Source organism: Salegentibacter tibetensis (genome assembly GCF_020164485.1).
Lineage (GTDB): Bacteria > Bacteroidota > Bacteroidia > Flavobacteriales > Flavobacteriaceae > Salegentibacter > Salegentibacter tibetensis.
Map to the genome: position 1 here is coordinate 25,922 of NZ_JAIQZA010000017.1, position 22,062 is coordinate 47,983.

The 22,062-nt window shown below is 38.2% G+C and carries 19 protein-coding genes; 1 reads left to right on the forward strand and 18 read right to left on the reverse strand.

Annotated elements, in window-relative coordinates; all coding sequences use genetic code 11:
- Positions 1–72 precede the first annotated feature (72 nt).
- The 3 genes from LB467_RS10330 to LB467_RS10340 all read right to left on the reverse strand — a co-directional run bounded on the left by LB467_RS10330 (position 73) and on the right by LB467_RS10340 (position 3,552).
- Positions 73–858 (reverse strand): rhamnogalacturonan acetylesterase, encoded by a 786-nt coding sequence (locus LB467_RS10330; RefSeq protein ID WP_317196363.1) that lies wholly within the window; start codon positions 856–858, stop codon positions 73–75.
- A 40-nt stretch (positions 859–898) separates the two neighbouring features.
- Entirely contained in the window at positions 899–1,891 is a 993-nt protein-coding gene (locus LB467_RS10335) for a pectinesterase family protein (protein WP_224473960.1), read from the reverse strand.
- Positions 1,892–2,088: 197 nt separating this feature from the next.
- The gene (locus tag LB467_RS10340) at positions 2,089–3,552 is read right to left on the reverse strand and encodes a glycoside hydrolase family 28 protein (protein WP_224473961.1); all 1,464 of its coding nucleotides are present in this window, start codon (positions 3,550–3,552) and stop codon (positions 2,089–2,091) included.
- Positions 3,553–3,895: 343 nt separating this feature from the next.
- Here LB467_RS10340 and LB467_RS10345 point away from each other — a divergent pair, with 343 nt between their 5' ends.
- Complete coding sequence (locus tag LB467_RS10345; protein WP_224473962.1) at positions 3,896–4,915, forward strand: LacI family DNA-binding transcriptional regulator; 1,020 nt, start codon at positions 3,896–3,898, stop codon at positions 4,913–4,915.
- A 16-nt stretch (positions 4,916–4,931) separates the two neighbouring features.
- On the opposite strand, the gene LB467_RS10350 is transcribed toward LB467_RS10345, so the two are convergent.
- The 15 genes from LB467_RS10350 to LB467_RS10420 all read right to left on the reverse strand — a co-directional run bounded on the left by LB467_RS10350 (position 4,932) and on the right by LB467_RS10420 (position 22,062).
- Positions 4,932–6,362, reverse strand: a complete 1,431-nt coding sequence (locus LB467_RS10350; protein WP_224473963.1) for a Gfo/Idh/MocA family oxidoreductase — start codon at positions 6,360–6,362, stop codon at positions 4,932–4,934.
- 36 nt (positions 6,363–6,398) lie between these two features.
- Entirely contained in the window at positions 6,399–7,583 is a 1,185-nt protein-coding gene (locus LB467_RS10355; protein WP_224473964.1) for a Gfo/Idh/MocA family protein, read from the reverse strand.
- A 15-nt stretch (positions 7,584–7,598) separates the two neighbouring features.
- Positions 7,599–9,215, reverse strand: coding sequence for a UxaA family hydrolase (locus LB467_RS10360; protein ID WP_224473965.1), 1,617 nt, complete (start codon positions 9,213–9,215; stop codon positions 7,599–7,601).
- 20 nt (positions 9,216–9,235) lie between these two features.
- Entirely contained in the window at positions 9,236–10,687 is a 1,452-nt protein-coding gene (locus LB467_RS10365) for a tagaturonate reductase (RefSeq protein ID WP_224473966.1), read from the reverse strand.
- A gap of 25 nt (positions 10,688–10,712) precedes the next feature.
- Positions 10,713–12,002: a TRAP transporter large permease gene (locus LB467_RS10370; RefSeq protein ID WP_224473967.1), complete on the reverse strand. Its 1,290-nt coding sequence runs from the start codon at positions 12,000–12,002 to the stop codon at positions 10,713–10,715.
- Positions 11,999–12,466: a TRAP transporter small permease gene (locus LB467_RS10375; RefSeq protein WP_224473968.1), complete on the reverse strand. Its 468-nt coding sequence runs from the start codon at positions 12,464–12,466 to the stop codon at positions 11,999–12,001. The genes LB467_RS10370 and LB467_RS10375 overlap by 4 nt, the downstream gene beginning before the upstream one ends.
- Before the next feature lie 4 nt (positions 12,467–12,470).
- A complete protein-coding gene (locus tag LB467_RS10380) occupies positions 12,471–13,466 on the reverse strand; it encodes a TRAP transporter substrate-binding protein (RefSeq protein ID WP_224473969.1) in 996 nt (331 codons plus the stop codon).
- Positions 13,463–14,134 (reverse strand): bifunctional 4-hydroxy-2-oxoglutarate aldolase/2-dehydro-3-deoxy-phosphogluconate aldolase, encoded by a 672-nt coding sequence (locus LB467_RS10385; RefSeq protein ID WP_224473970.1) that lies wholly within the window; start codon positions 14,132–14,134, stop codon positions 13,463–13,465. The genes LB467_RS10380 and LB467_RS10385 overlap by 4 nt, the downstream gene beginning before the upstream one ends.
- A 15-nt stretch (positions 14,135–14,149) precedes the next feature.
- Positions 14,150–15,175, reverse strand: a complete 1,026-nt coding sequence (locus LB467_RS10390) for a sugar kinase (RefSeq protein ID WP_224473971.1) — start codon at positions 15,173–15,175, stop codon at positions 14,150–14,152.
- On the reverse strand, positions 15,175–16,578 hold the full coding sequence (gene uxaC / locus LB467_RS10395) for a glucuronate isomerase (RefSeq protein WP_224473972.1): 1,404 nt from the start codon (positions 16,576–16,578) through the stop codon (positions 15,175–15,177). The genes LB467_RS10390 and uxaC overlap by 1 nt, the downstream gene beginning before the upstream one ends.
- 35 nt (positions 16,579–16,613) lie before the next feature.
- A complete protein-coding gene (locus LB467_RS10400; RefSeq protein WP_224473973.1) occupies positions 16,614–17,381 on the reverse strand; it encodes an SDR family NAD(P)-dependent oxidoreductase in 768 nt (255 codons plus the stop codon).
- A gap of 7 nt (positions 17,382–17,388) precedes the next feature.
- On the reverse strand, positions 17,389–18,225 hold the full coding sequence (gene kduI / locus LB467_RS10405) for a 5-dehydro-4-deoxy-D-glucuronate isomerase (protein ID WP_224473974.1): 837 nt from the start codon (positions 18,223–18,225) through the stop codon (positions 17,389–17,391).
- Positions 18,226–18,392: 167 nt separating this feature from the next.
- Positions 18,393–20,066, reverse strand: coding sequence for a glycoside hydrolase family 28 protein (locus tag LB467_RS10410; protein ID WP_224473975.1), 1,674 nt, complete (start codon positions 20,064–20,066; stop codon positions 18,393–18,395).
- 18 nt (positions 20,067–20,084) lie between these two features.
- A complete protein-coding gene (locus LB467_RS10415; RefSeq protein WP_224473976.1) occupies positions 20,085–21,092 on the reverse strand; it encodes a DUF4861 family protein in 1,008 nt (335 codons plus the stop codon).
- A 4-nt stretch (positions 21,093–21,096) separates the two neighbouring features.
- A complete protein-coding gene (locus LB467_RS10420; RefSeq protein WP_224473977.1) occupies positions 21,097–22,062 on the reverse strand; it encodes a pectinesterase family protein in 966 nt (321 codons plus the stop codon).

Genomic DNA, 22,062 nt, shown 5'->3' on the forward strand with positions numbered 1-22,062 from the left:
TGAAAAGCTATATAGTTATAAAATAATAACTACAGTTAAGTAGTAAGTCCTCCCCCGGCATTGAAGCTCCAATTATTTATTATGACCAGGGATTTTCTTTTGCAATACGCTTTCTTTGATAAATGATTTAAATTCTGAATCCAGTTCTGCCAGTCCTTTTAAAGCAAGACTTGCCACCAATGTTGCTCCTTTTTCAGAAAGATGGGTCTCGTCTGTTTTTCCATTAGGATAATAGTCGTTTTCTCCTGGTGCAAAATGCAGGTGTAGACTTTTAGAATCCTCTTCTCCGTAAAAAAGTTCTAATTCTCCGGTAGCTCTTTGTAAATCTACAAACGGAACTTTCAAGTCATCGGCTACCATGCGTACTACCAGGGGGTATTCGCCGTGGGTATCAACTAAAGTTCCGTGTTCATTAAAATTCCGCCTTACGATAGAGCTGAAAAGTATAGGATGAGCACCTTTTTCCTGGGTTTCCTTCACGAACTTTTCGAGGTTCCTTCTGTAACCTGTGAAGGGGTTGGTAAATCTTTCGGGAGATTTGAATTTTTGGTCGTTATGTCCAAACTGTATAAACACATAATCACCGGGCTCTAACTTTTCTAATACCGCTTCCCAACGACCTTCATCAATAAAGCTTTTGGTGCTGCGACCATTTACGGCATGATTTTCAACCTTAATTTTATCGGTTAGAAGCTCTGGTAAAACCTGTCCCCAGCCGTGTTCGGGATTTTTATCTGGATCTTTTTTATCAGACATTGTAGAATCGCCAATTAAGAACAGATTGAGCTCCTGGGCCTGTAAATTTGTGATCCCAATTGTAAACCACAACAGGAAAAAGACATTTTTAAAGTGCTTCACTTTTCTTTTCTACTTATTTTCATTAATAATTACCAAAAAATCACTCCACAGGATTCCAGAAATCCTTACGGTTAAAAATAATCGCAGCGGTGTATTTTTTTGATTCTTTATTACTTAGCTGTTTGGACCATTTAACCCTATTTGAAGTCTTAGCTCCGGCGCCGTAATTTTTATATTCCGCATAAAAAGTAGTTTCCTGTTTTTCTGGAAACATCTCATCGCCTTTCCAAGGGTCCCAACCGGCGGGAACAATATGTTCTCCAAATTCAGAATTGACAAATACTGTTTGGGCATAAGGACGCCAGGGTCTTCCCAGGTAAACTTCATTTACATCTTCAGCAGCAATAAGTTTACAATTTAAAAATACAAAACCGAATTCCTGATTTGGGGTTGTGGCCGCTGCAGTGATATAAGAATTCTTCAAACTTTTAATGGTACAACTTTGAAATAAGACTGTAGCCTGCCCGAAAATAAAGTCAGTTGTCCCTTCTATATAACAATTTTTATAATACTGCCGGCTGCTTCCGGTTGCGGCATAAATAGTATCCTGGCAGCCTAAAATATTTACATTTCTACTTATAAATTTATCGCCTGCTACGTGCAAGGCCACAGCCTGTCCTTCCCCGCAAGAACTGTTTTTTATTGTAAGATTTTTGATTTCAATTTCATCACCTGAAACCAGCAACGTAAAAGAGGTAAAAGTGGAAAGTGTTTCTTTAGTTATGCTATCTTTTTTTCCCGAATAGTCATTATTGGTGACGATGGTTTTCTCCTGATCTTCCCCAATTAAACGAAGTTTATGTTTCCAGGTTGGAATCTCCAGTTTTTCATTATAAATACCGTTTTTAATATGAATTTCAACAAAACCCGGTCCTAAATCACGGGTAGAATTAATAGCTTCCTGAATTTCGGTATAATCGCCAGTACCGTTTTTATCTACTGTTATAGATCGATACACTTGGTTAGTTTCCTGAGCAGAAAGACCCAGAATCAGAAAAAAGATGGGAAGAAATGTTAGTTTTTTTAAGTTCATTTAAAATTTATTCAAGGTTTTAAATCACAGAAAATAAGCCAATTGGCACCAAATTTAAGAGGTTCAAATATTTTAATAATATGATATAAGGGCGTGCTCAACTTAATGTGCAGATACCTGCACGCCCAAATACCATAATCACACACTATAAACCACATTTAGATATCTGCATGGAAAAACTAACTAACCCAAACTATCTACTCATTTGTTATTTGCTTACCGTTTATGTTTGTATTCTTGAATTCTACATTATTAGCATTTTCTATCAAAAGAGGGGTTTGGGCCTTTTTAATGGTGACATCTGTTAAATAAATTCCTGTTACTGGAGACTCTTCTCGTCCTCTAATTAAAATCCCATATTCACCACCGTTCTCAACATCTACATTTTCTAAGAATATATTTCTTATTACCGGCATATGTTCTCCTTCCTGATTATCATAAATTGCGTAGTGTGTATTTATTTTCAAGACAGCTTCTTTAACCTGACCAACTTTTAAATTTTTTACATATATATCCTCGATCGTTCCACCACGACGCGTATTGGTTTTTATCCTAATAGCCCTATCAAGGTTCGGACTGTTCATTTCACAGTTTCTAACATAAACATTTCGAACCCCTCCGGAAATCTCACTACCCATCACTACACCACCGTGACCATCTTTCATTATACAGTCTTCAACCACTATGTTTTCACTACTTATTCCTACGCGCCTACCATCGTTATCCCTTCCAGATTTTATAGCGATACAATCATCGCCGGTATCAAAAAGACAATTTTTAATGTGCACATCCTTACTGTACTCTGGATTACAACCATCATTATTTGGTCCGTGACTTTCAACCGTTACATTATCTACAGTTATATTATTAGATTTTGTAGGGTGCATTACCCAGAATGGTGCTTTTATAAATTTCACATCTTTTATCAATACATTTTCACATTCAAATGGCTCAAAAAATGACACACGAAATTGATGACCTTCACCAAAAATCCTTTCTTCTACGGCAACACCATCTTCAACCATTTTACTCAAACGTGGAAGGTTGTGTTCATCTCGCTGTTGTGGCTCGCCTTCTTTATGACCATAACTCTCTTTACCACTCCAGGGCCACCAATTTTCATTATCGGCCTGACCGTTAAAAACGCCCTTCCCGGTTACGGCAATATTCTTCTGCTTGTAAGCATAAATCATAGGAGAATAATTCATAAACTCCATACCTTCATAAGAAGTATGAACTACCGGCAAGTAGGCCTTTTTATCTTTTGTAAATAATATTTCAGTGTTTTCTGCAATATGAAAATTCACATTACTTTTTAAATGTATAGGACCTGTTAGATATTTCCCCTCAGGAACTAAAACTTTTCCTCCTCCCGATTCTGAACAGGCCTTTATCGCATCGGCGAAAGCTTTAGAATTATTTGTTTCTCCATCAGCTACTGCCCCAAAGTCTTTTACATTAAAAACAGTGTCCTTAAACTGTGGAACCACTATATTTTTAATAATTTCATCGGCATTTAGCCAGGCTTTTTCAGACTGACTCATTTCTGAATTTTTAGAGGTTTCAGAATCATCATTTGAATTATTCTTACAGGAAAAGGCTAGAACACCTAGTAGTATTAAAAATAAAATCTTAAATCCACCTTTAGTCTTTACATTCATAATTAGCTAATTAAAAATATTTGTAATCGATTACACTAAAATAGAAAATAAATGACAGGAGGCATAAATAAATCATTAAAATATTATTTTTTTGGCATCTTAGATTAAGAAAATTCTATGATTACTCGTAATCAAACCTTTAAACCATAATGATAATCTAAAAATGGCATCGATTACCCATTTTATTCCATCTATTCTGTATTTTCAAGAAGCAGAAATATTATAATGTTATGAATAATTCGATTTTGAATCCAATTTCCTTAATTTAAGGACATTTTATAAGCTTTTTTTATATTTTTGTAATGCAACAAATTACAATTACAATATCCCCCTACTCAACCTTATGAAAGATAAAGTAACCATATATGATATTGCAAAAAAGCTAGATGTTAGTGCAGCTACGGTATCGCGTGCACTAAACAATAATTCAAAAATAAGCTTAAGTACCCGGGAATTGGTACTACAGACAGCAAAAAAAATGAATTATAAGCAAAACCGCCTTGCACAGGCCTTAAAAAGTGGCAGGAGTAATAATGTTGGGGTTATTGTACCTTATATAAATCGCAGCTTTTTTTCTTCAGTGATTAGGGGAATTGAAGAAGAACTTACCCCGCACGGCTATCACGTGATAATTTGTCAAACCCACGAGAATTACGAATACGAAATTGAACAAATGAATACGCTTATCAATACACAAATAGATGGGATTTTCATGTCAGTTTCAAAAACCACACTGAATACCGATCATATTGAAAAGGCCTTAGCGGGAGGTACACCTTTGGTGTTTTTTGACAGGAAAAAGAATGTGCCTGGAGTTAGTTCCGTTGTTATAGATGATTTTAAAGCTGGTTACCTCGCCACACAACAGCTTATTGATCAGGGTTGCAAAAAAATAGCCCATTTATCAGGGGATCTCAATCTTGAAATTTATCGAAATAGACATGATGGTTATATTAAAGCTTTGGAAGATAATAACCTGGAAGTAAAACCGGAATACATCATAAAATCTAATAGTAAAGTAGAATCGGGCGCATCTGCTATAGAAGAATTATGGAAATTAAAGGAAAAACCGGATGCTGTTTTCTCTGCAAGTGATTATACTGCATTAGGTGCCATTCAGGAACTTAGAAGAATGGGGATTAAAATACCAAAAGATGTTTGTGTTACAGGTTTTAGTAACGAACCCTTTACAAAATATATGGAGCTTCCAATTAGTACTATAGATCAGACACCCCAAACCATGGGAAAAATTGCTGCACAGGTTTTTTTGGAACAAATGAATGAAAACAAGAAAGTAAGTATTGAAAAAAAAGTAGTACTCACTCCTGAACTTATTGCTAGAGGTTCTTCTATTAGAAAATAAAAAAACCATTTCCTCATTAACCCCATTTATTTTTTCTAGGCATCAATTCGGTAAGTTCGGCTATTTTAACCGGTCTTTTCTCATTAATGCTGGTTCTGGCTGCAATTCCTATTAATACCGCCAGGGAACCATCGCGAACATCAGCTGCGTGATTTAATTTGGGATCTATTACTTCACCTCTAAAGATTTCGTCAAACATTAGTTTATCACCACCCCAATGCCCGGCTCGAAAATAGGGATATTCAATGCGGTTAGGTTTTTCAAAATTACGCTGGTACACGATCTCGTGATACTGTAGATCTGCTTCAGTATGTGAGGACTGGTTCATTTCTTTTTCATGAACCTTAGACTGATCAACACTTTCAGAATCTCTCCATGGAATTCCTTCATGAGTTTCCAGTCTGCCATCTTTTCCGTTAAAACCAAAACGGAAACCTTCAAAAGGAGAATAAGTAGTCAAAGAATAATTTACAATTACGTTATTGGCATATTTAATCTGTACGCTGTGTTTATCAAAAATATCGATTTCTTCCCTCCACACACAGTTGTCCCTTATGTATCCATCATACTCTTCATTCTCGACATAGAGTTTCATATAGGTATCATTTTTAGTAATATCCCAGTAAAATTTACATTCATCCTTAAGGGAACATGACCTACAGTTTTCTCCACGGAAGGAATTATTTTTACCATATTTCTCTAAATCACCATAGGCAGTAACCTCAACGGGGTCTGACCCTATAAACCAGTTTAAAAGGTCAAAATGATGTGCAGATTTATGAAGAAGAAGAGTTCCTGATTTTGCCGTTATTCCATGCCACCTTCTAAAGTAAGAAGCACCATGATAAGTATTGAGATACCAGTTAAGATCTATTGAAACAAGTTCTCCTATTTCCCTGGCTTCAATAATTTCTTTCAATTTGGTGAATAATTTCCCATAGCGATAATTAAAAGCCATTATGAGTTTTGCTTTTGAATTTCTCTGGGCATCTATTATACTCTGGCACTTTTCCTCATCGGTGGTCATTGGTTTCTCCGTAACCACGTTGATATTCTTTTCCAGACCTTTTACTATAAACTCGTCGTGTGTTGAATCTACGGTGGTCACCATTAAGATATCTATTTCCTCTTTTGCCAGCATCTCATCAAAATCGGTGTAAAGCGGACAATCCACCCCAATATGTTCTTTAGCATATTTCAGGCGGCCGGGATTGATATCACATAATCCCACGAATTCAACCACATCAGCGTATTCATCGTTTAAAAATTTTCCAAAGAAAGAAACTCCCCTAATACCTGTACCTACCAGAGCCACACGTTTTTTTCGATTTAAATCGTTTAAAATGTTGCTAAATGCCGGTGAAATCACCATAGACCCCGCTGCTGTAATCCCGGTTTTTTGAATAAAACTCCTACGAGATAATCCTGTTTTTTCTGGTTTAGTCATAATAAACTGATTTAAGTTATTACGGAAAATTGTATTTTAAAAGCTTTGGATTTCCACTTCAATTCCCTTCCTTTCTGCAGAAACATAGGCCGCATAAATAGTGGAAATCACGTTCGCGGCAAGACTGCTGTCACTTTCAATATTTCCCCCAAAAACCGAAGATCTGTAAAAAGCCTCCATCTCATGTTGGTAGCCGTTAAACCAGGCCTCATCTGGCGAAATATTGGACCAACCTTGTTTAGTGCCAGTTTTTTCTACCACGTAGATATCCTTAAAATTCTCATCATCGGGATTGTAGGTTTGCATGGCATTGTTAGGTGTGAGATTGCAAATTGTGCGATGATCGTTGGCATGAACTTCCAGGTAATTTTTCACCCCGCCGTGCAACAATTCACTCGCAACAATATCGGCCACGCTTCCGTCTTCAAAAACGACATGAGTAAAAGCATAATCTTCCACATCGGTATAAGAATCGCGCAAATGGCCTTTATTTTTGAAATTTTCCTGGCGGGTTATGGCGTGGGTTCTGCACGACACAGATTTTGGCCGAATTGGTTTCCCGTTTAATGCTTTTCCTTCAACCGCTTTTAAATAAAGTGCTCCGGCTAATGGATGACAACCTTTTCCCATCAGCGAGCCACCACCAGACAAATGCCATTTTCCATAATCCTGAGAATGGGAGCCTGAATGCGACTGTTGTGCCTGGATCCAGTGAATCTGTCCACCGGCTTTTTCAAGAATTTCTCTTTCCTTCTGAATAGCAGGCGCATAAATCCAGTTTTCTGCATACATCACCCGTCCCTTGCTTTTCTTTTCAGCATCGAGAATACGGCTAATACTTTCCAGGGCATTTTTAAGTCCGGTTTTCTTTGAAAAATTATCTCCAGAAAAAGCTTCTTCTCCTTCCCCAAAATAGCCGGTAAGTGGTTTTTCAATGATGATATCTTTATCGAGTTTCAGCACTTCAATGGCAACGCTCTCGTGAGTAACGGGCGGCGTACAAAGATGAAGAATGTCTGAAGCCTGAATGAGATCTGGTAAAGAAGAAAAGGATTTCAAACCTCTTTCTGCAGCAAAAGATTGAGAATTAGTAGGGGTTTTTGAGTAAACCCCTACTAATTCAACATCACAACTAAAAACTCTTTGAATGGCATCAAAATGGAATTTGGCGGCAAAGCCCGATCCTATAATTCCTGCCTTAATAGTTTTTTTTTCTGCCATTTTTCAATATTTAATCTATAATGAAACTCCTCGTTTCCAGGGAATAAAATCGTCCTGATTTAATTGATCGGCTTTAGACTCAACTTCTCCACTGGCAACCTGAACAATGAATTCCAGGATTTCTTCACCCATTTCTTCTATAGTCTTTTCTCCTCGAATCACTCCGCCAGAATCTATATCGATAATATCTGGCATCGTCCTAGCCAGGGTTGAATTAGAAGATACTTTTATTACCGGAGCAACAGGGTTTCCGGTAGGTGTCCCCAGGCCGGTTGTAAACACAACTACACTTGCTCCTGCACCTACCATAGCGGTAGTGCTTTCCACATCATTTCCCGGAGTATTTAGAAGGTTTAAGCCCGGTTTTGTAACATAATCGCCATAATCCAACACGTCTTCGATTGGCGAAGTACCGCCTTTCTTTGCAGCTCCTGCCGATTTCATTGCATCAGTAATTAAACCATCTTTAATATTTCCTGGAGATGGATTCATATCAAACCCAGAACCGGATGCGATTGCTGCCTTTTCATAAGCCCGGGTAAGTTCAATAAATCTTTCGGCTGCTTCATCGGAGACGCAACGATTCACTAGTTCCTGTTCTATTCCGCATAATTCGGGAAATTCAGCAAGAATAGGTGATCCTCTTAACGCTGCTAATAGATCTGACGCATATCCAAGAGCGGGATTTGCAGAAATACCCGAGAAACCATCTGAACCACCACATTCCAATCCTAATTTTATTTTGGAAAGTGGTGCCGGTTGGCGCTTAATTTCATTTGCTTTTTTAATTTCAGCGAACGATTCCTTAATAATGGTATCCATCATTTCATCTACCGTACCCATTTGCTGTTGCTCATAAATGAGTACAGGTTTTTGAATGTCCGGATTAATTCTCTTTAGTGCATTTTTAAAAATATCGATTTGTAAATTCTGACAACCCAAGCTAAGCACTGTAGCCCCAGCCACATTAGGATTATTGACATACCCAGATAACAATCTTGCCAAGGAGGCACTATCCTGCCTGATTCCGCCACATCCGCCCTGGTGGGTAATAAACTTAACTTCTATATTGTCAAAAACCGCACTTTCTTCCGGTTCGGTATCAACCAAAGTCTCAGTATTCTCCCCGTGGATTAAGCTGCGCAACAATATGCGTTGTCTTGTTGATTTATGAAAAGACAATTCCTTTTCAAATACGTCTTTTAAAACTTCAATATTCCTGTTTTCACAAAATACCAATGGAAAAAATAACCATACATTTTTGGTTCCCACCTGCCCATCGGGGCGATGATATCCGTTAAAAGTCCTGTCTCTCCATTTTGAAATATCGGGGGCATTCCAGGAAGTGGTTTCTGTTTTTTTATAAGCCTGATTGCTTTCGTGTTTTACATTATCTACCGTTAAAACCGCCCCTTTTTTTATAGGTTTTGTGGCCTTTCCCACCAAAACCCCGTACATAAAAATCCTGTCGCCTTCAGCTAGGTCTACCAGGCTAAATTTATGTTTAGCTTTAGTATCAGTCTTTAATTCTACTTTATCGTTCTCAACCTGAATCACATTATCTTTCCACACATCTATAAGGGCTACGGCCACATTATCGTCAGGATGAACTTTTATCGCTTTCTTTTCCATACTCTTTTTCTTGTTTTTCACTACACCTTTAGTTCTTCCGAAAAAATGGAAAAACCTTGTTCCACACCTTTGTTTTCAATTAATTCCAAAGCATATGCAATATGCTTCTTTAAACCCGGGATTGCAGTAAGGTCTTCCCCCCAGAGTTCTTTCTTCTGAAGAATATCCCTGGAAATATCTTTATAACTATGCTCTTCCCATACTTTTTTGAAGAAATCGGTAATCTCAGCATCGTCTTTTACCGGAAGTAATTTGCTTTCCCACTCCCCACGGTAGAACCTGATTAAACAAGCCATTGCATAAGTAAGACGAGGTGGCAATTCGCTATTTTTCTTTTGATAAGCAAGCAAACTAGGCAAAACACGCACTTTAAATTTTGAAATGGAATTAAGGGCTATACTCTCCAATTGGTGCTTTATAAAAGGGTTTCGAAAACGATCAAAAACTTCCCTGGCGAAAGTGTCTAATTCTTCTTTGTCCAAAGAAAGGGTAGGATTGATTTCTTCAAAAACAGCTTCTTTCACAAATTCTCCGGTAAAATTATTGTCTATGGTTTCTTTCACCGTTTCATTTCCATACAGCAAAGAAAAAGGCACCATAGTAGTATGTGCTCCATTTAGAATTCTTACTTTTCTGGTGCGGTAAGGCTGCATATTCTTTACAACCAGTATATTTTCATCTATTTTATCAAATGGGATTTTTTCTTTTAATTTTTCATCTCCCTCAATAACCCAAAGCAGAAAAACTTCAGCAGTCACAATAAGTTTATCTTCAAAATCAAGTTTTTTCTGATAAGCTTCAACATCATCTTTTGGATATCCGGGAACTATGCGATCTACCAGGGTATTATGAAAACTATTAGATTGATTAATCCATTCACCGAATTCCTTTTCAAGCTTCCACAATTCTGAATATTTCAGAATAATCTCTTTAAGTGCATCTGCATTATGGTTAATTAATTCACAAGGAATTATGCTTAAGCCTTTATTTTTATCTCCTCTAAAATGCTGAAAACGCTTATAAAGTAAAGCGGTAAGCTTGGCCGGAAAACTATTATGTGGAGTTCCTTCCAGAGCATCCTTTTCATCGTATGCAATACCTGCTTCTGTAGTATTAGAAATAACGAATTGTAACTGCTCTTCTTTTGCCAGTGACATATACTCCGCATAATCATCCCAAGGATTAATTCCTTTTTGTATACAGGAAATGGTTCGTTGCTCCTCAATCTCCTTTCCATTTTTAATTCCGCGCATAAAAAGGTTGTACAAGCCATCCTGCTCGTTAAGCATAGATATCATTCCCGAAGCAATAGGTTGCACCACCGCCACCCCGGCATTAAACCCAGCCTGTTCATTCATCTTATCTATCACATAATCTACAAAGGCTCGCAAAAAATTTCCTTCGCCAAACTGAATTACTTTTATTGGAAGTTTGTTATCAATTCCTGTATTTTTTCTGTTTAGTTTTTTCATAAAATTAAATTTTCGGGATAATTAATTATTCAAATAAGGCCGGTAACCAAAGGCTAATAGCCGGGATAAATGTGATTAGCAAAAGAACAATAGCCATCACCACATAAAGTGGTAACAAGGGTTTAATTACTTTTTGTATAGTTGTTTTGGCGACACTAACCCCAATAAAGAGCACTGAACCTACTGGTGGTGTGCAAAGACCAACACATAAATTCATTACCATAATAATCCCAAAATGTACCGGATCTATACCTAGGTTTTCCATTATCGGTAAAAATATTGGAGTAAAAATCAGGATTGCAGGGGTCATATCCATAAAAGTCCCTACAAACAGTAGTAAGAGGTTAATTATCAATAGAATCACAAATTTATTATCGCTCAATCCTAATAAAACATCACTAACCGATTGTGGGATATTTTCAAAAGACATTACCCAGGACATACTCATAGATGTAGCTATAAGCAACATTACTATAGCTGTCGTTCCTACGGAATTAAGAAATATATCATACAGCTTTTTTAAGTTTAATTGCCGGTAAATTCCTGAAAGTATCAGGGTATACAAAACTGCAATAGCTGAAGCCTCTGTTGCTGTAAATATTCCCGAAACGATCCCTCCAATTACCACAATAAGTAAAAACAGACTGGGGAAGGCATCTAAAAAAGTATAGCCAATTCTTTTAAAACTACTTCTCTCCCCCGGTGGATACTTTTTCTTTTTAATCCAAAAAGCTGCAGTAAGCATAAGTGCAAGTCCCATTAAAATACCGGGGATATAACCCGCAAGAAAAAGAGCAGCAATAGACACCCCTCCACTGGCCAAAGAATAAACTATTAAAACGTTAGATGGTGGAATAACCAAACCTGTAGTAGATGCAGTAACATTGATTGCGGCACCAAATTCTTTTGAATAATTTTCTTTTTCCATTCTTGGCCCCAAAATCCCACCAATAGCCGAAGTAGCCGCTACCGCAGATCCAGAAATTGCACCAAAAAGCATGGCTGCAATTACATTTACGTAAATCAATCCACCGGGTAAGGCGCCAATAAGCGCTTTAGCAAAATCTATGAGTTTTGTAGCAATTCCGCCCTGATTCATAATTTGTCCTGCCAGGATAAAAAATGGAATGGCCAGTAAGGAGAAACTATCTAAACCTGTTGCCATTCTTTGCGCTACCGTAGTATATGCTGCCATGGAATCTATAGAAACCAACATGGTAAGTACGCAGGATATACCTATAGACCAGGCTACAGGCACCCCGATACTAAGCAGGATTAAAAATGAAATTACCAGTATTAATACTTCTAACATCATACTAAATACTGTTTAGGGTTCAATAGTTCATTTATTTTATAGATAATTACAAGCACCCCACTAATTGGAATAACGGTATAAACAGCCCCAAGGGGAATATTAAGTGCGGCCGAGGTTTGTCCCAGTAAATAATTCAGGTATACTAAATTACTACCACCAATTACCAGCACTAAAAGACAGAAAAGGATAATAAGCAAGTTGATTCCCATTCGGAGTTTTACTCGGTTTTTGAGACTTAGTTTGGGCGCTAAAATATCTATGGAAAGGTGCTGTTGTTGACCAGCAACATAAGCTGCCCCCAAGATGCCTATCCAAATTAATAGATACCGTGCAATCTCTTCAGTAAAAGAACTGGAGGCCTGTAGGATATACCTGGAAAACACCTGCCAGGAAACGGCTGTTACCATAACTGCCATTAAAAACACCAGCAGCGATCCTAAAATTTTATCTAGAATATGTTTCATAGTTTTACTTTACTGCCTGTATAGCATCAATAATTTTTTTCATTTCCGGGTCTTTGGAGAATTCTTCATACATAGGCTGAACCATTTCCCTAAAGTCCTCCTTTTTAGGATAAGTTACTTTCACACCGGCTTTTTGTATCTCTTCCAGGGCTTCCAATTCGGCCTCACGCCATAGTTTCTTCTCATATTCAGAAGATTCCATAGCAGCCTCTTTAAGCCATACTTTTTCCTCTTCAGAAAGTTTTTCCCACACAATTGTACTTATAAGCAATTCATCGGGAAGCGCGGTATGCTCATCTACCATATAATATTTACACACCTCATAATGCCTGGATAAATAGAAACTAGGCAGGTTATTTTCGGCCCCATCTACTATTCCCTGTTGTAAGGCAGTGTAAAGTTCGCCCCAGGCAATTGGTGTTGGGGAACCACCAAGCATTTGCACCATATTCATCGCAGTATTACTTTCCATAACCCGAAGTTTGAGCCCCTTAAGGTCTTCCGGGCTTTCCATTGGCTTTTTACCGTAGAAGCTTCTACTTCCCGCATCGTAAAAGGTTAAACCTTTCAATCGTTTTCCTAATCCGTCATTTAAAAGTTTTTCGCCTAACTCGCTCTCCAAAACTTTAAACCGATGCTCGCGGTCACGGAATAAAAAAGGAAGTCCAAAAACCTTTAAACTGGGAATAAAATTCTCTAAAACTCCTGTCGAAACCTTTGTCATTCCCAAACTACCAATTTGAAGAAGTTCCAAAGACTCCCGCTCTGAACCTAATTGCTGATTAGGGTAAATATCAATTTCTATACTGCCGTTTGATTTTTCTTTAGCACGTTCTGCCATATAAAGCATCGCTTCATGCACAGGATGTGAAGTATCCAACCCGTGCCCAAGTTTTATAACGGTAACATCCCTCTTTATCGCATCACAAGCACTAAGGCTGAAAATCACCAAAAAACAAAGACTAATTTTTAATGCACCAAGAAACCCTGCATTTCTCATGATTTGAATTTTTGAACGATTTCAAGAGCCGACTTTACTTTGTTGGTTATCTCTTTATAATCATAAGTGCCATCTAGATTCTTCTGAAATAATTTTGATCCTATACCTACACAATGCACTCCAGAGTCGAACCACTCCTTTAAATTTTCTTCGGAAGGACTTACTCCGCCTGTAGGCATTATACTACTCCATGGCATTGGTCCTTTAACGGCTTTTACAAAAGAAGGCCCGCCAACTTGCGCGCCTGGAAATATCTTTACTACTTCTGCACCCAGTTCCTGGGCATAGGAAATTTCTGTTACAGTGCCACAGCCAGGCATCCAGGCCACTTTTCTACGGTTACAGGTTTTGGCCATTTCCGCTTGTACAATTGGAGAAACTATAAAATTAGCACCCAGCTGAAGGTATAAAGAAGTAGTTCCTTCATCTATTACCGAGCCCACGCCAAGAATCATCCCGTCTAATTCTTTTGAAACATATTTATTGAGTTCTGCAAAAACCTCGTGGGCGAAATCGCCCCTGTTAGTAAATTCAAAAACCCTGGCACCGCCATCATAACAAGCTTTAATTACTTTTTTGCAAACCTCTAGTTCCTTATTATAGAAAACAGGTACTATTCCGGTTTTCCGCATAACCTGCACTGTTTCAATCCTAGTATATTTTGCCATAATTTTTTCTAAATATTATCTTTTAATCCTTCCACTGGTATTTCCGCGGGTAACTTCCATCACTTCCTCTACGCTAACCAGGTTCGCATCTCCCAAAATAGTATGCTTTAAAGCACAGGCAGCATTGGCAAATTCCAATGTTTTTTGATCGTCAAAATTTTGCAAACCATATAAAAGTCCCGCAGCATAAGCATCACCGGTACCAATTCTATCCACAACATCGGTAATTTCGAGTTCTTCGGTAGTAATGTATTCAGAGCCCGTCCAGGCCTGTCCGTAAATTTTCTGCCAGGAAGCGCTGAGACCGGTGCGTACCTTATCAAAAACTTTTTCAATTGAAGGATATGTTTGCATCAGCTTTTTGCTTGCGCTAATAAAGCCTTCCTCGTCAAATTTAAAATCGGTTTTTAAAATTTCATTGATTTCGTTTACTCCACCAATAAAAATATTGGAAAGTCCGGTAAGTTCTGCCAGGACTTCGCGTCCTTCCCTTCCGTATTTCCAGAGATTGCTGCGATAAGCCGGATCGGCCGAAACTGTAACAGCTTGCTTTTTTGCTTCTTTAAGTCCTGCTTTTAAAGTTTCGTAAGCTCCCTTAGAAATTCCGGGAGTGATTCCTGTCCAATGAAAATAGTCAGCATCTTTAAATATATTCTCCCAATCTACTTCTTCCGGAGAAATATTAGCAAAAGCGGCATTTAGACGATTATAGGCAATTTGGCTTGGGCGTATTGCTGCCCCCACTTCCAGGAAATAAAGACCTAACGGATGGTCAACTCTATTTATAGCAGACACATCCACCCCAAACTGACGGATAAAAGCTAAAGCCGCATCCCCAACCAAATCCTTGGAAACATTCGAAACATGCTTTACTTCCAATCCAAAATAGGAAAGGGATTCCGCTACATTGAGTTCAGTCCCGCCAAAGAAAAACTCCAGGCTATTTGACTGTTGAAGTTTTTTGTTCCCTGAAGGAGACAAACGCATCAGCACTTCTCCAAAAGTCACTACCTTCCCGTTATTTCCACCTGATTTTTCCATTAAAAACCGAAATATTCTTTTGCATTGTGATAACTAATATCGGCTATTGTTTTACCTACTAATTCCATATCATTAGGTAATTCTCCGCTAGCCATTTCCTGGCCAAACAAATTACATACAACCCTTCTAAAATATTCGTGTCTCGGGTAAGAGAGAAAGCTTCTAGAATCTGTAAGCATTCCTATAAAGCAACTCACCATTCCCATATTTGAAAGGGCATTAAGTTGCTTAATAATCCCATCTTTTTGGTCTAAAAACCACCAACCAGAGCCCAATTGCACTTTCCCTTTTATACTGCCATCATTGAAATTTCCAACCATCGTGGCGAACACTTCATTGTCTGAAGGATTCAGATTATATAAAATGGTTTTGGTTAATTTATCTTTGCCGTCCAGAGTATCGAGAAATTTTGAAAGATTTTCAGCTTGTTCGTAATCGCCAATAGAATCCCAACCTGTATCAGGACCAAGTTGACGTAGCATACGTTTATTGTTATTACGCAAAGCGCCTAAATGGAATTGTTGCACCCAACCAAACTCGTGGTAAGTTTCTCCCAAATACAATAAAATTGCACTTTTAAATTTTTCAGCCTCCAAATCTGAAATCGCTTCCCCTTTTCGTTTTTTACTGAAAATCTGATTTATTTCGTTATCATTAAACTTTTCTGAAGATATAAAATTCAATCCGTGGTCACATAATTTGCAGCCATTCTCATCAAAATGCTGAATTCGTTTTCGTAGCGCGTTTCGAAGATCTTCATAAGAATCTATTGAAATCTCAGCTACTTCACCCAGTTTGTCAAGATAATCATTATAATTATCGGCATCTATTAAAATTGATTTATCAGGACGAAAAGCCGTACTTACCTCTATTCCGAAATCACTTTTTGCTAACTGCTGGTGGTATTTCAAAGTATCCACAGGATCTTCTGTAGTACAAACAGTCTCAACATTCATCTGTTTTAAAAGTCCGCGACACGAATTTTCGGGCCTTTGCAATTGCTTGTTTACTTCCTCGTAAATCCGTTCAGCGGAATCTTCATTTAGCAATTCATCAATTCCGAAGTATCGTTTCAATTCTAAATGCGTCCAGTGATACAAAGGATTTCTTAAGGTATGCGGCACTGTTTTGGCCCATGCCATAAATTTCTCCTTATCGGAAGCATCTCCGGTTATATATTTTTCATTTACTCCCAAAGTTCGCATAGCACGCCATTTATAATGGTCTCCAGCAATCCATACCTGGGTAATATTTTCATAAACCCGATCTTCAGCTATTTCTTTGGGTGATAAATGGCAGTGATAATCTATAATAGGTTGCTTTGAAGCATATTTAGTATAAAGCTCTTTTGCATATTTATTATCCAGAAGAAAATCGTCTTTTATAAATTTTTCTTTACTCATCTTTTTTGTTTTGAGGATCTTAATTAAAAGTAATTTTATCGTCCCATCCAGCCACCATCAACCAGCATAACCGATCCATTCATATAATTTCCGGCAGCTGAAGCCAGTAATAAGGTTGGTCCTTTGAAGTCTTCTGGTTTCCCCCAACGCCCGGCTGGGATTCGTGCTAGAATAGCTTCGCTTCGGTCTTCATCTTCTCTTAATGCCTGGGTATTATCGGTTGCAATATAACCCGGAGCAATAGCATTTACCTGAATACCCTTAGCAGCCCATTCGTTGGCAAAAGCTTTGGTAAGCTGACCAATCGCTCCTTTAGAAGCAGCATAGCCCGGCACAGTAATTCCGCCCTGAAAAGTAAGTAGTGAAGCCGTGAAAATGACTTTACCACTTCCGTTTTTCACCATTTCCTTACCAATTTCCCGGGTAAGGATAAACTGCGCGTTTTGATTCACTTCTATTACTTTATCCCAATATTCATCGGGATGCTCAGCAGCAGGTTTTCGCATAATTGTACCCGCATTATTGACTAATATATCAATTTGCTTATTTTCTGATTTCACCTTCTCAATAAACTGGTAAAGTGATTTTCTATCGGAAAAGTCACATTGATAGCCTTTAAAATTTTGACCGATTTCATTAATACGTTTCTCTATTTTAGAACCATCCGGATCTAAAGACGCAGAAACTCCCAAAATATAGGCACCGGCCTCAGCCAAAGCTTCAGCCATTGCAAAGCCAATCCCGCGCTTACAACCGGTAATTAAAGCAGTTTTCCCTTTTAAACTAAACAATTCCTCTATCATCTTTGGCTTATTTTAATTCGTGAGGTTCAACCCCGTCCATATCTCCATAATCAAGGTTTTCTCCTGCCATACCCCAAATAAAAGTATAGTTAGAAGTCCCAGCGCCGGAGTGAATGGACCATTCAGGAGAAATCACCGCCTGGTGGTTTTTCATAAAAATATGACGTGTTTCTTGCGGTTGCCCCATAAAATGACTAATAGTTTGCCTCTCTTCCAGGTCGAAATAGAAATATACTTCCATCCTACGAGTGTGAGTATGTGGCGGCATGGTATTCCAAACGTTACCTTCTTTAAGCTCAGTCATTCCCATTTGCAGCTGGCAGGTATCTACTATACTATTCACTAACAATTTGTTGATTTTACGTTTATTGGAATATTTACTATCCCCAAGCTCAACAACTTCAGCCTCAGCCATGGTAACTTTCTTTACGGGATATTCTTTATGAGCGGGAGCGGAATTCAAATAAAAATAAGGTTGCTCGCCATCGGCTGCTTCAAAGAATACTTCTTTATTTCCACGGCCTACGTAAAGGGCTTCTTTGTGACCCAATTCATAAACTTCACCATCTACAGTGACTTGACCCTTACCGCCTACGTTGATCACACCAAGTTCACGGCGCTCCAGAAAGTAATCGGCTTTAAGGTAATCAATTGTATCTAATTTAATTTTCTTACTTACCGGAAAGGCACCTCCCGCAATATAGCGATCGTACATCGTGTAGGTTAGATTGATCTCATCTTTTTTGAACAAATCAGGGATTAGAAAGTGTTCCCGAAGTTCTTCTGTTGTATACTTTTTTACATCATCAGGGTGATGTGCAAATCTAAATTCTGAATTGGTCATAATTAAAAAAATTTTGATTAATTAAAAAAATCAATGAGTACGATATCAGGTTTCCCAAATTTAAAGCATCCTGTACATACCTGATGAAAAATGTAATCGATTACACAAATGTACTGTTTACATCTTAAAAATCAAATTCTCCAGTCTATTCTTTCCCGATACTGCATTTATTCTATGTTAATTACAGATTCGGAAACATTATCATAAACCTGAAACTGTTTTTCTAAATCTGAAAAATCATCCTTATTGAGTTTTATGTTTTCAGAACCTTCTCCCATTATTCTAACAGAAGGATTTTTACTTTCCGTAAACTGGAATCCTTTTACCTCTACATTTTTAGAGTTGTAAAGAGTAAGCGCTGCATCTTTTGAAAGCACTTTTACATCAATCAATTTCAAACCATCGGCATCAATAGCAGTTATACCTTCCTCAGCTTCAAAAACAGCATTTTCAAGGCTTACATTCTTCAGGCTCATTTCGGGTAAGCCCATAAAAAAGGCAGCCTTTTTAGATCCCGTAGCCGTTATATTCTTCATCGAAATATTTCTGAAGGAGGGGGTTTTTTCAGTTACCGGTACCGTTTCTTCATCTCTTGCTTCATCCTGAGCACTTTGATCTTCTTCTAAAACTGGAGCATTTCCTTCGTAAAACATATTAAAGCGAATAGTTTCGGTAGGAATATTAATCATATCGATATCACTGATAAAAATGTTTTCCACAACTCCGCCACGTCCACGGGTACTTTTAAAACGCAAACCAACATCGGTACCTATAAACGTACATTTAGAAATGTGCACATTCTTAACCCCACCAGACATTTCGCTACCAATTACAAAGCCGCCGTGCCCATGATAAACTATATTGTTTTTTACAATTACATTTTCCGTTGGCATTCCTCGATCACGCCCATCCTTGTTTTTACCCGATTTTAAACAAATAGCATCGTCGCCTACATCAAAGGTATTGTTATAAACCAAGGCGTTTTTACAAGACTCCAGATCGAGCCCATCACCATTTTGGGAATACCAGGGATTACGCACATTCAGGTTTCTAATGATTATATTTTCACTCATTAGTGGATGAATATTCCAGGCCGGGGAATTTTGAAAAGTCGGGCCGTCCAGCAATACGGTCTTACTCTTAACAATACTTACCATAACGGGGCGCAGGAAATCTTTTACTGAAGCTAATTCATCATCATCAATTAAATCGGGAACATTAAAATTACTACTGCTTTCATGGCCTTTTTTTGATTTCTCTGAAGGAAACCACATTTTCTCATCTTCAGAAAGCACCCCTCCTGAATTTAAGAGCGTTTTCCACTGACTTGAGGTCATTTTTCCCTTTTTTACCGGACGCCATGCATCACCGTTTCCATCTATAGTCCCTTTTCCGGTTATTGCGATATTTTCAACTTCCCGGGCTGAAATCGGGGATTGGTTCCTTACGGTATTTAAACCTTCAAAGCTCGTTTTCACTAACTCATAATCATCAAAATCACGGCTAAATAGTAAAAGGGCACCGGCTTCCAAATGCAGATTGATATTGCTTTTGAATTCTATAGGGCCGGTAAGCCAGATTCCACGAGGAATAATGACTTTTCCACCACCATTATCGTGCACATCGGCAATAGCATCGGTAATGGCTTTAGTATTTTTTGTTAGTCCGCCGGCTTTAGCTCCAAAATCAGTAATTTCTACTGAATAATCAGGAAATTCAGGTTCGGATACGCGGGACATATCGAATTCAATGCCTTCGTAAACTTCATCCATCGTCATTTCCTGTGCGGAGATAGTACTTATAAAAAGCATTACTAAAATGCGTAAACCTAATTTTTCCATCTCGTATATTTTAATCAATTATTCCAGTTTCCCATTTTGCTGAAGGGTTTCCAGCTTTTGATTTAGATCGGCTTTAAAATCTTCTTTTGAAGTAATTCCGCCGGGTTCCTGTTCCCAGGCTGCCAGAAAATAATAAGTTACCGGCGCCTCTTGCTCTTTGAACACCACCAGGTGATCATGAGGGCCTTCGGTAATTTCTTCTACTTCTTCAGTGTTATAAAAAATTGCCATCCCCAGTTGATCTTCGTCATCTACAAGGGTCTGCGCACCGTAAGTGGCGATATAACCCCACTGGCCGTCTTCGCTTTCCTTTTTTATTAATTCAACATCATCAAATTTCACAATTCCGGTGGTTAAACCTGAAATCGCTTCAGAAGGCGTTAATTCTGCTTTTGTAAACCTGTCTTCCTTAAAAATGCTAAGGTTCACGGTAAGGTCTATAGTTTTATCACCGGTAGTCCAGCCTGAATATTCAATTTTCACTTCAGAAGAATTCTCTGAATTTGACACCTCAGCAACCGTATTTTCTACTTCTCTGAAATGCGCTACTGTGTCATTTATGTAACGGCCGTAACTCCCTATTCCAAGAGATTTTCCAGCTTTCAGGATATCCATTCCCCAATCTGCTTCTTCATGATAGGAATCAAAACCATCCTGTCCCACCTGATGCAAAATCATCGTATCGGTCTTTTTTCCGAAGATATCTATCGCATTACGCCAGTCAAGGTAAAGTCGATAACCAACCTGAGAGTTTTCCCAACCCGGTCCTTCATATCTGATATACCATGAATGATCGGTATGCTCTTCAGGCAACTCTACACGAGAAACATTTTCAAACTTACCATTCATATATTCACGGCCTTCCCAGGCTCCACCTTTTTTCACTGAAATTTCAGCATAGGTGGTTCTGTCATCCTTTTGTTCCGTTTCAGTAACTTCCTCTTGTTTTTCCTGTTCTTTATTTTCTTTACAGGAAACCGTAAGAACGGCAAGAGCAAGCATTGTTAATTGCAGTTTTAATTTCATTGTATTATTTTTTAAATGTTAGTTGCCAATTGTCATTTCCTTTTAAAATATTTTCTGCGGAATATTTTTGCGATTCTTCTTCACTTAGTTGTTTAGACCAGGAAACCCTTTCTTCCACATTTGCACCGGGCCCGGTGGAATTATATTCAGCATAAAACGCGGTTTTTTCGGTTTCTGGTTTACTCCAGTTATACCAGCCTTCTTTTTTAATATGATCGCCCATTTCAGTATTGATAAAAACAGTTTGGGCATAATCGCGCCAGGGTCTGCCAAGATAAACGCTTTCTTTTGGGGCATCGCCGGTAAGTTTACAATTGATGAAAACAAAACCGTGTTCAGCATCTTTTTCTGTGGAAGCGGCGGTAATATAATGCCCGCCATTTTTGGAATAAATTTCGCAATCCTCAAAAACCGCAGTTGACCACCCAAATATGAAATCGGTGCCACCTTCTATATAACAGTTTTTATAGTATTGTCTACTATCGCGACCGTGCGGGTAAAGCGTATCCTGGAACCCGAGAAAACGGCAATTTTCAAAAATAACCTTATCACCATCTATCCGAACCGCCACAGCCTGGCCTACCGGCCCTGCCGAATTTTCAAAAGTGATATTCTTTGCCTGAAACCCATCACCAAAAACAAAAAAACTGGTTGATCCTGTGGTTCCCATTTCTTCACCGAACTTGTTCTCTTTAGAAGCATAATCGTCGTAAGTCACTATGGTTTCCTCTGCTTTTTCTGCAATAAGTTGCACATTCGTTTTTGAATCGGGTAACACTAACTTTTCTTTATATGTCCCCGTTTTCAGGAAAATTGTAGTCGGTTTTTTCTTAAAATCGGGCACAGCCATAAATGCTTCCTGTAATTGGGTATAGTCGCCGCTACCATCGGCAGCCACAATTATATCATAATCCTGCGCCTGAAGACAGTTTATTGTAAAAAATAGTATAAAGGATAAGCGATATAACAT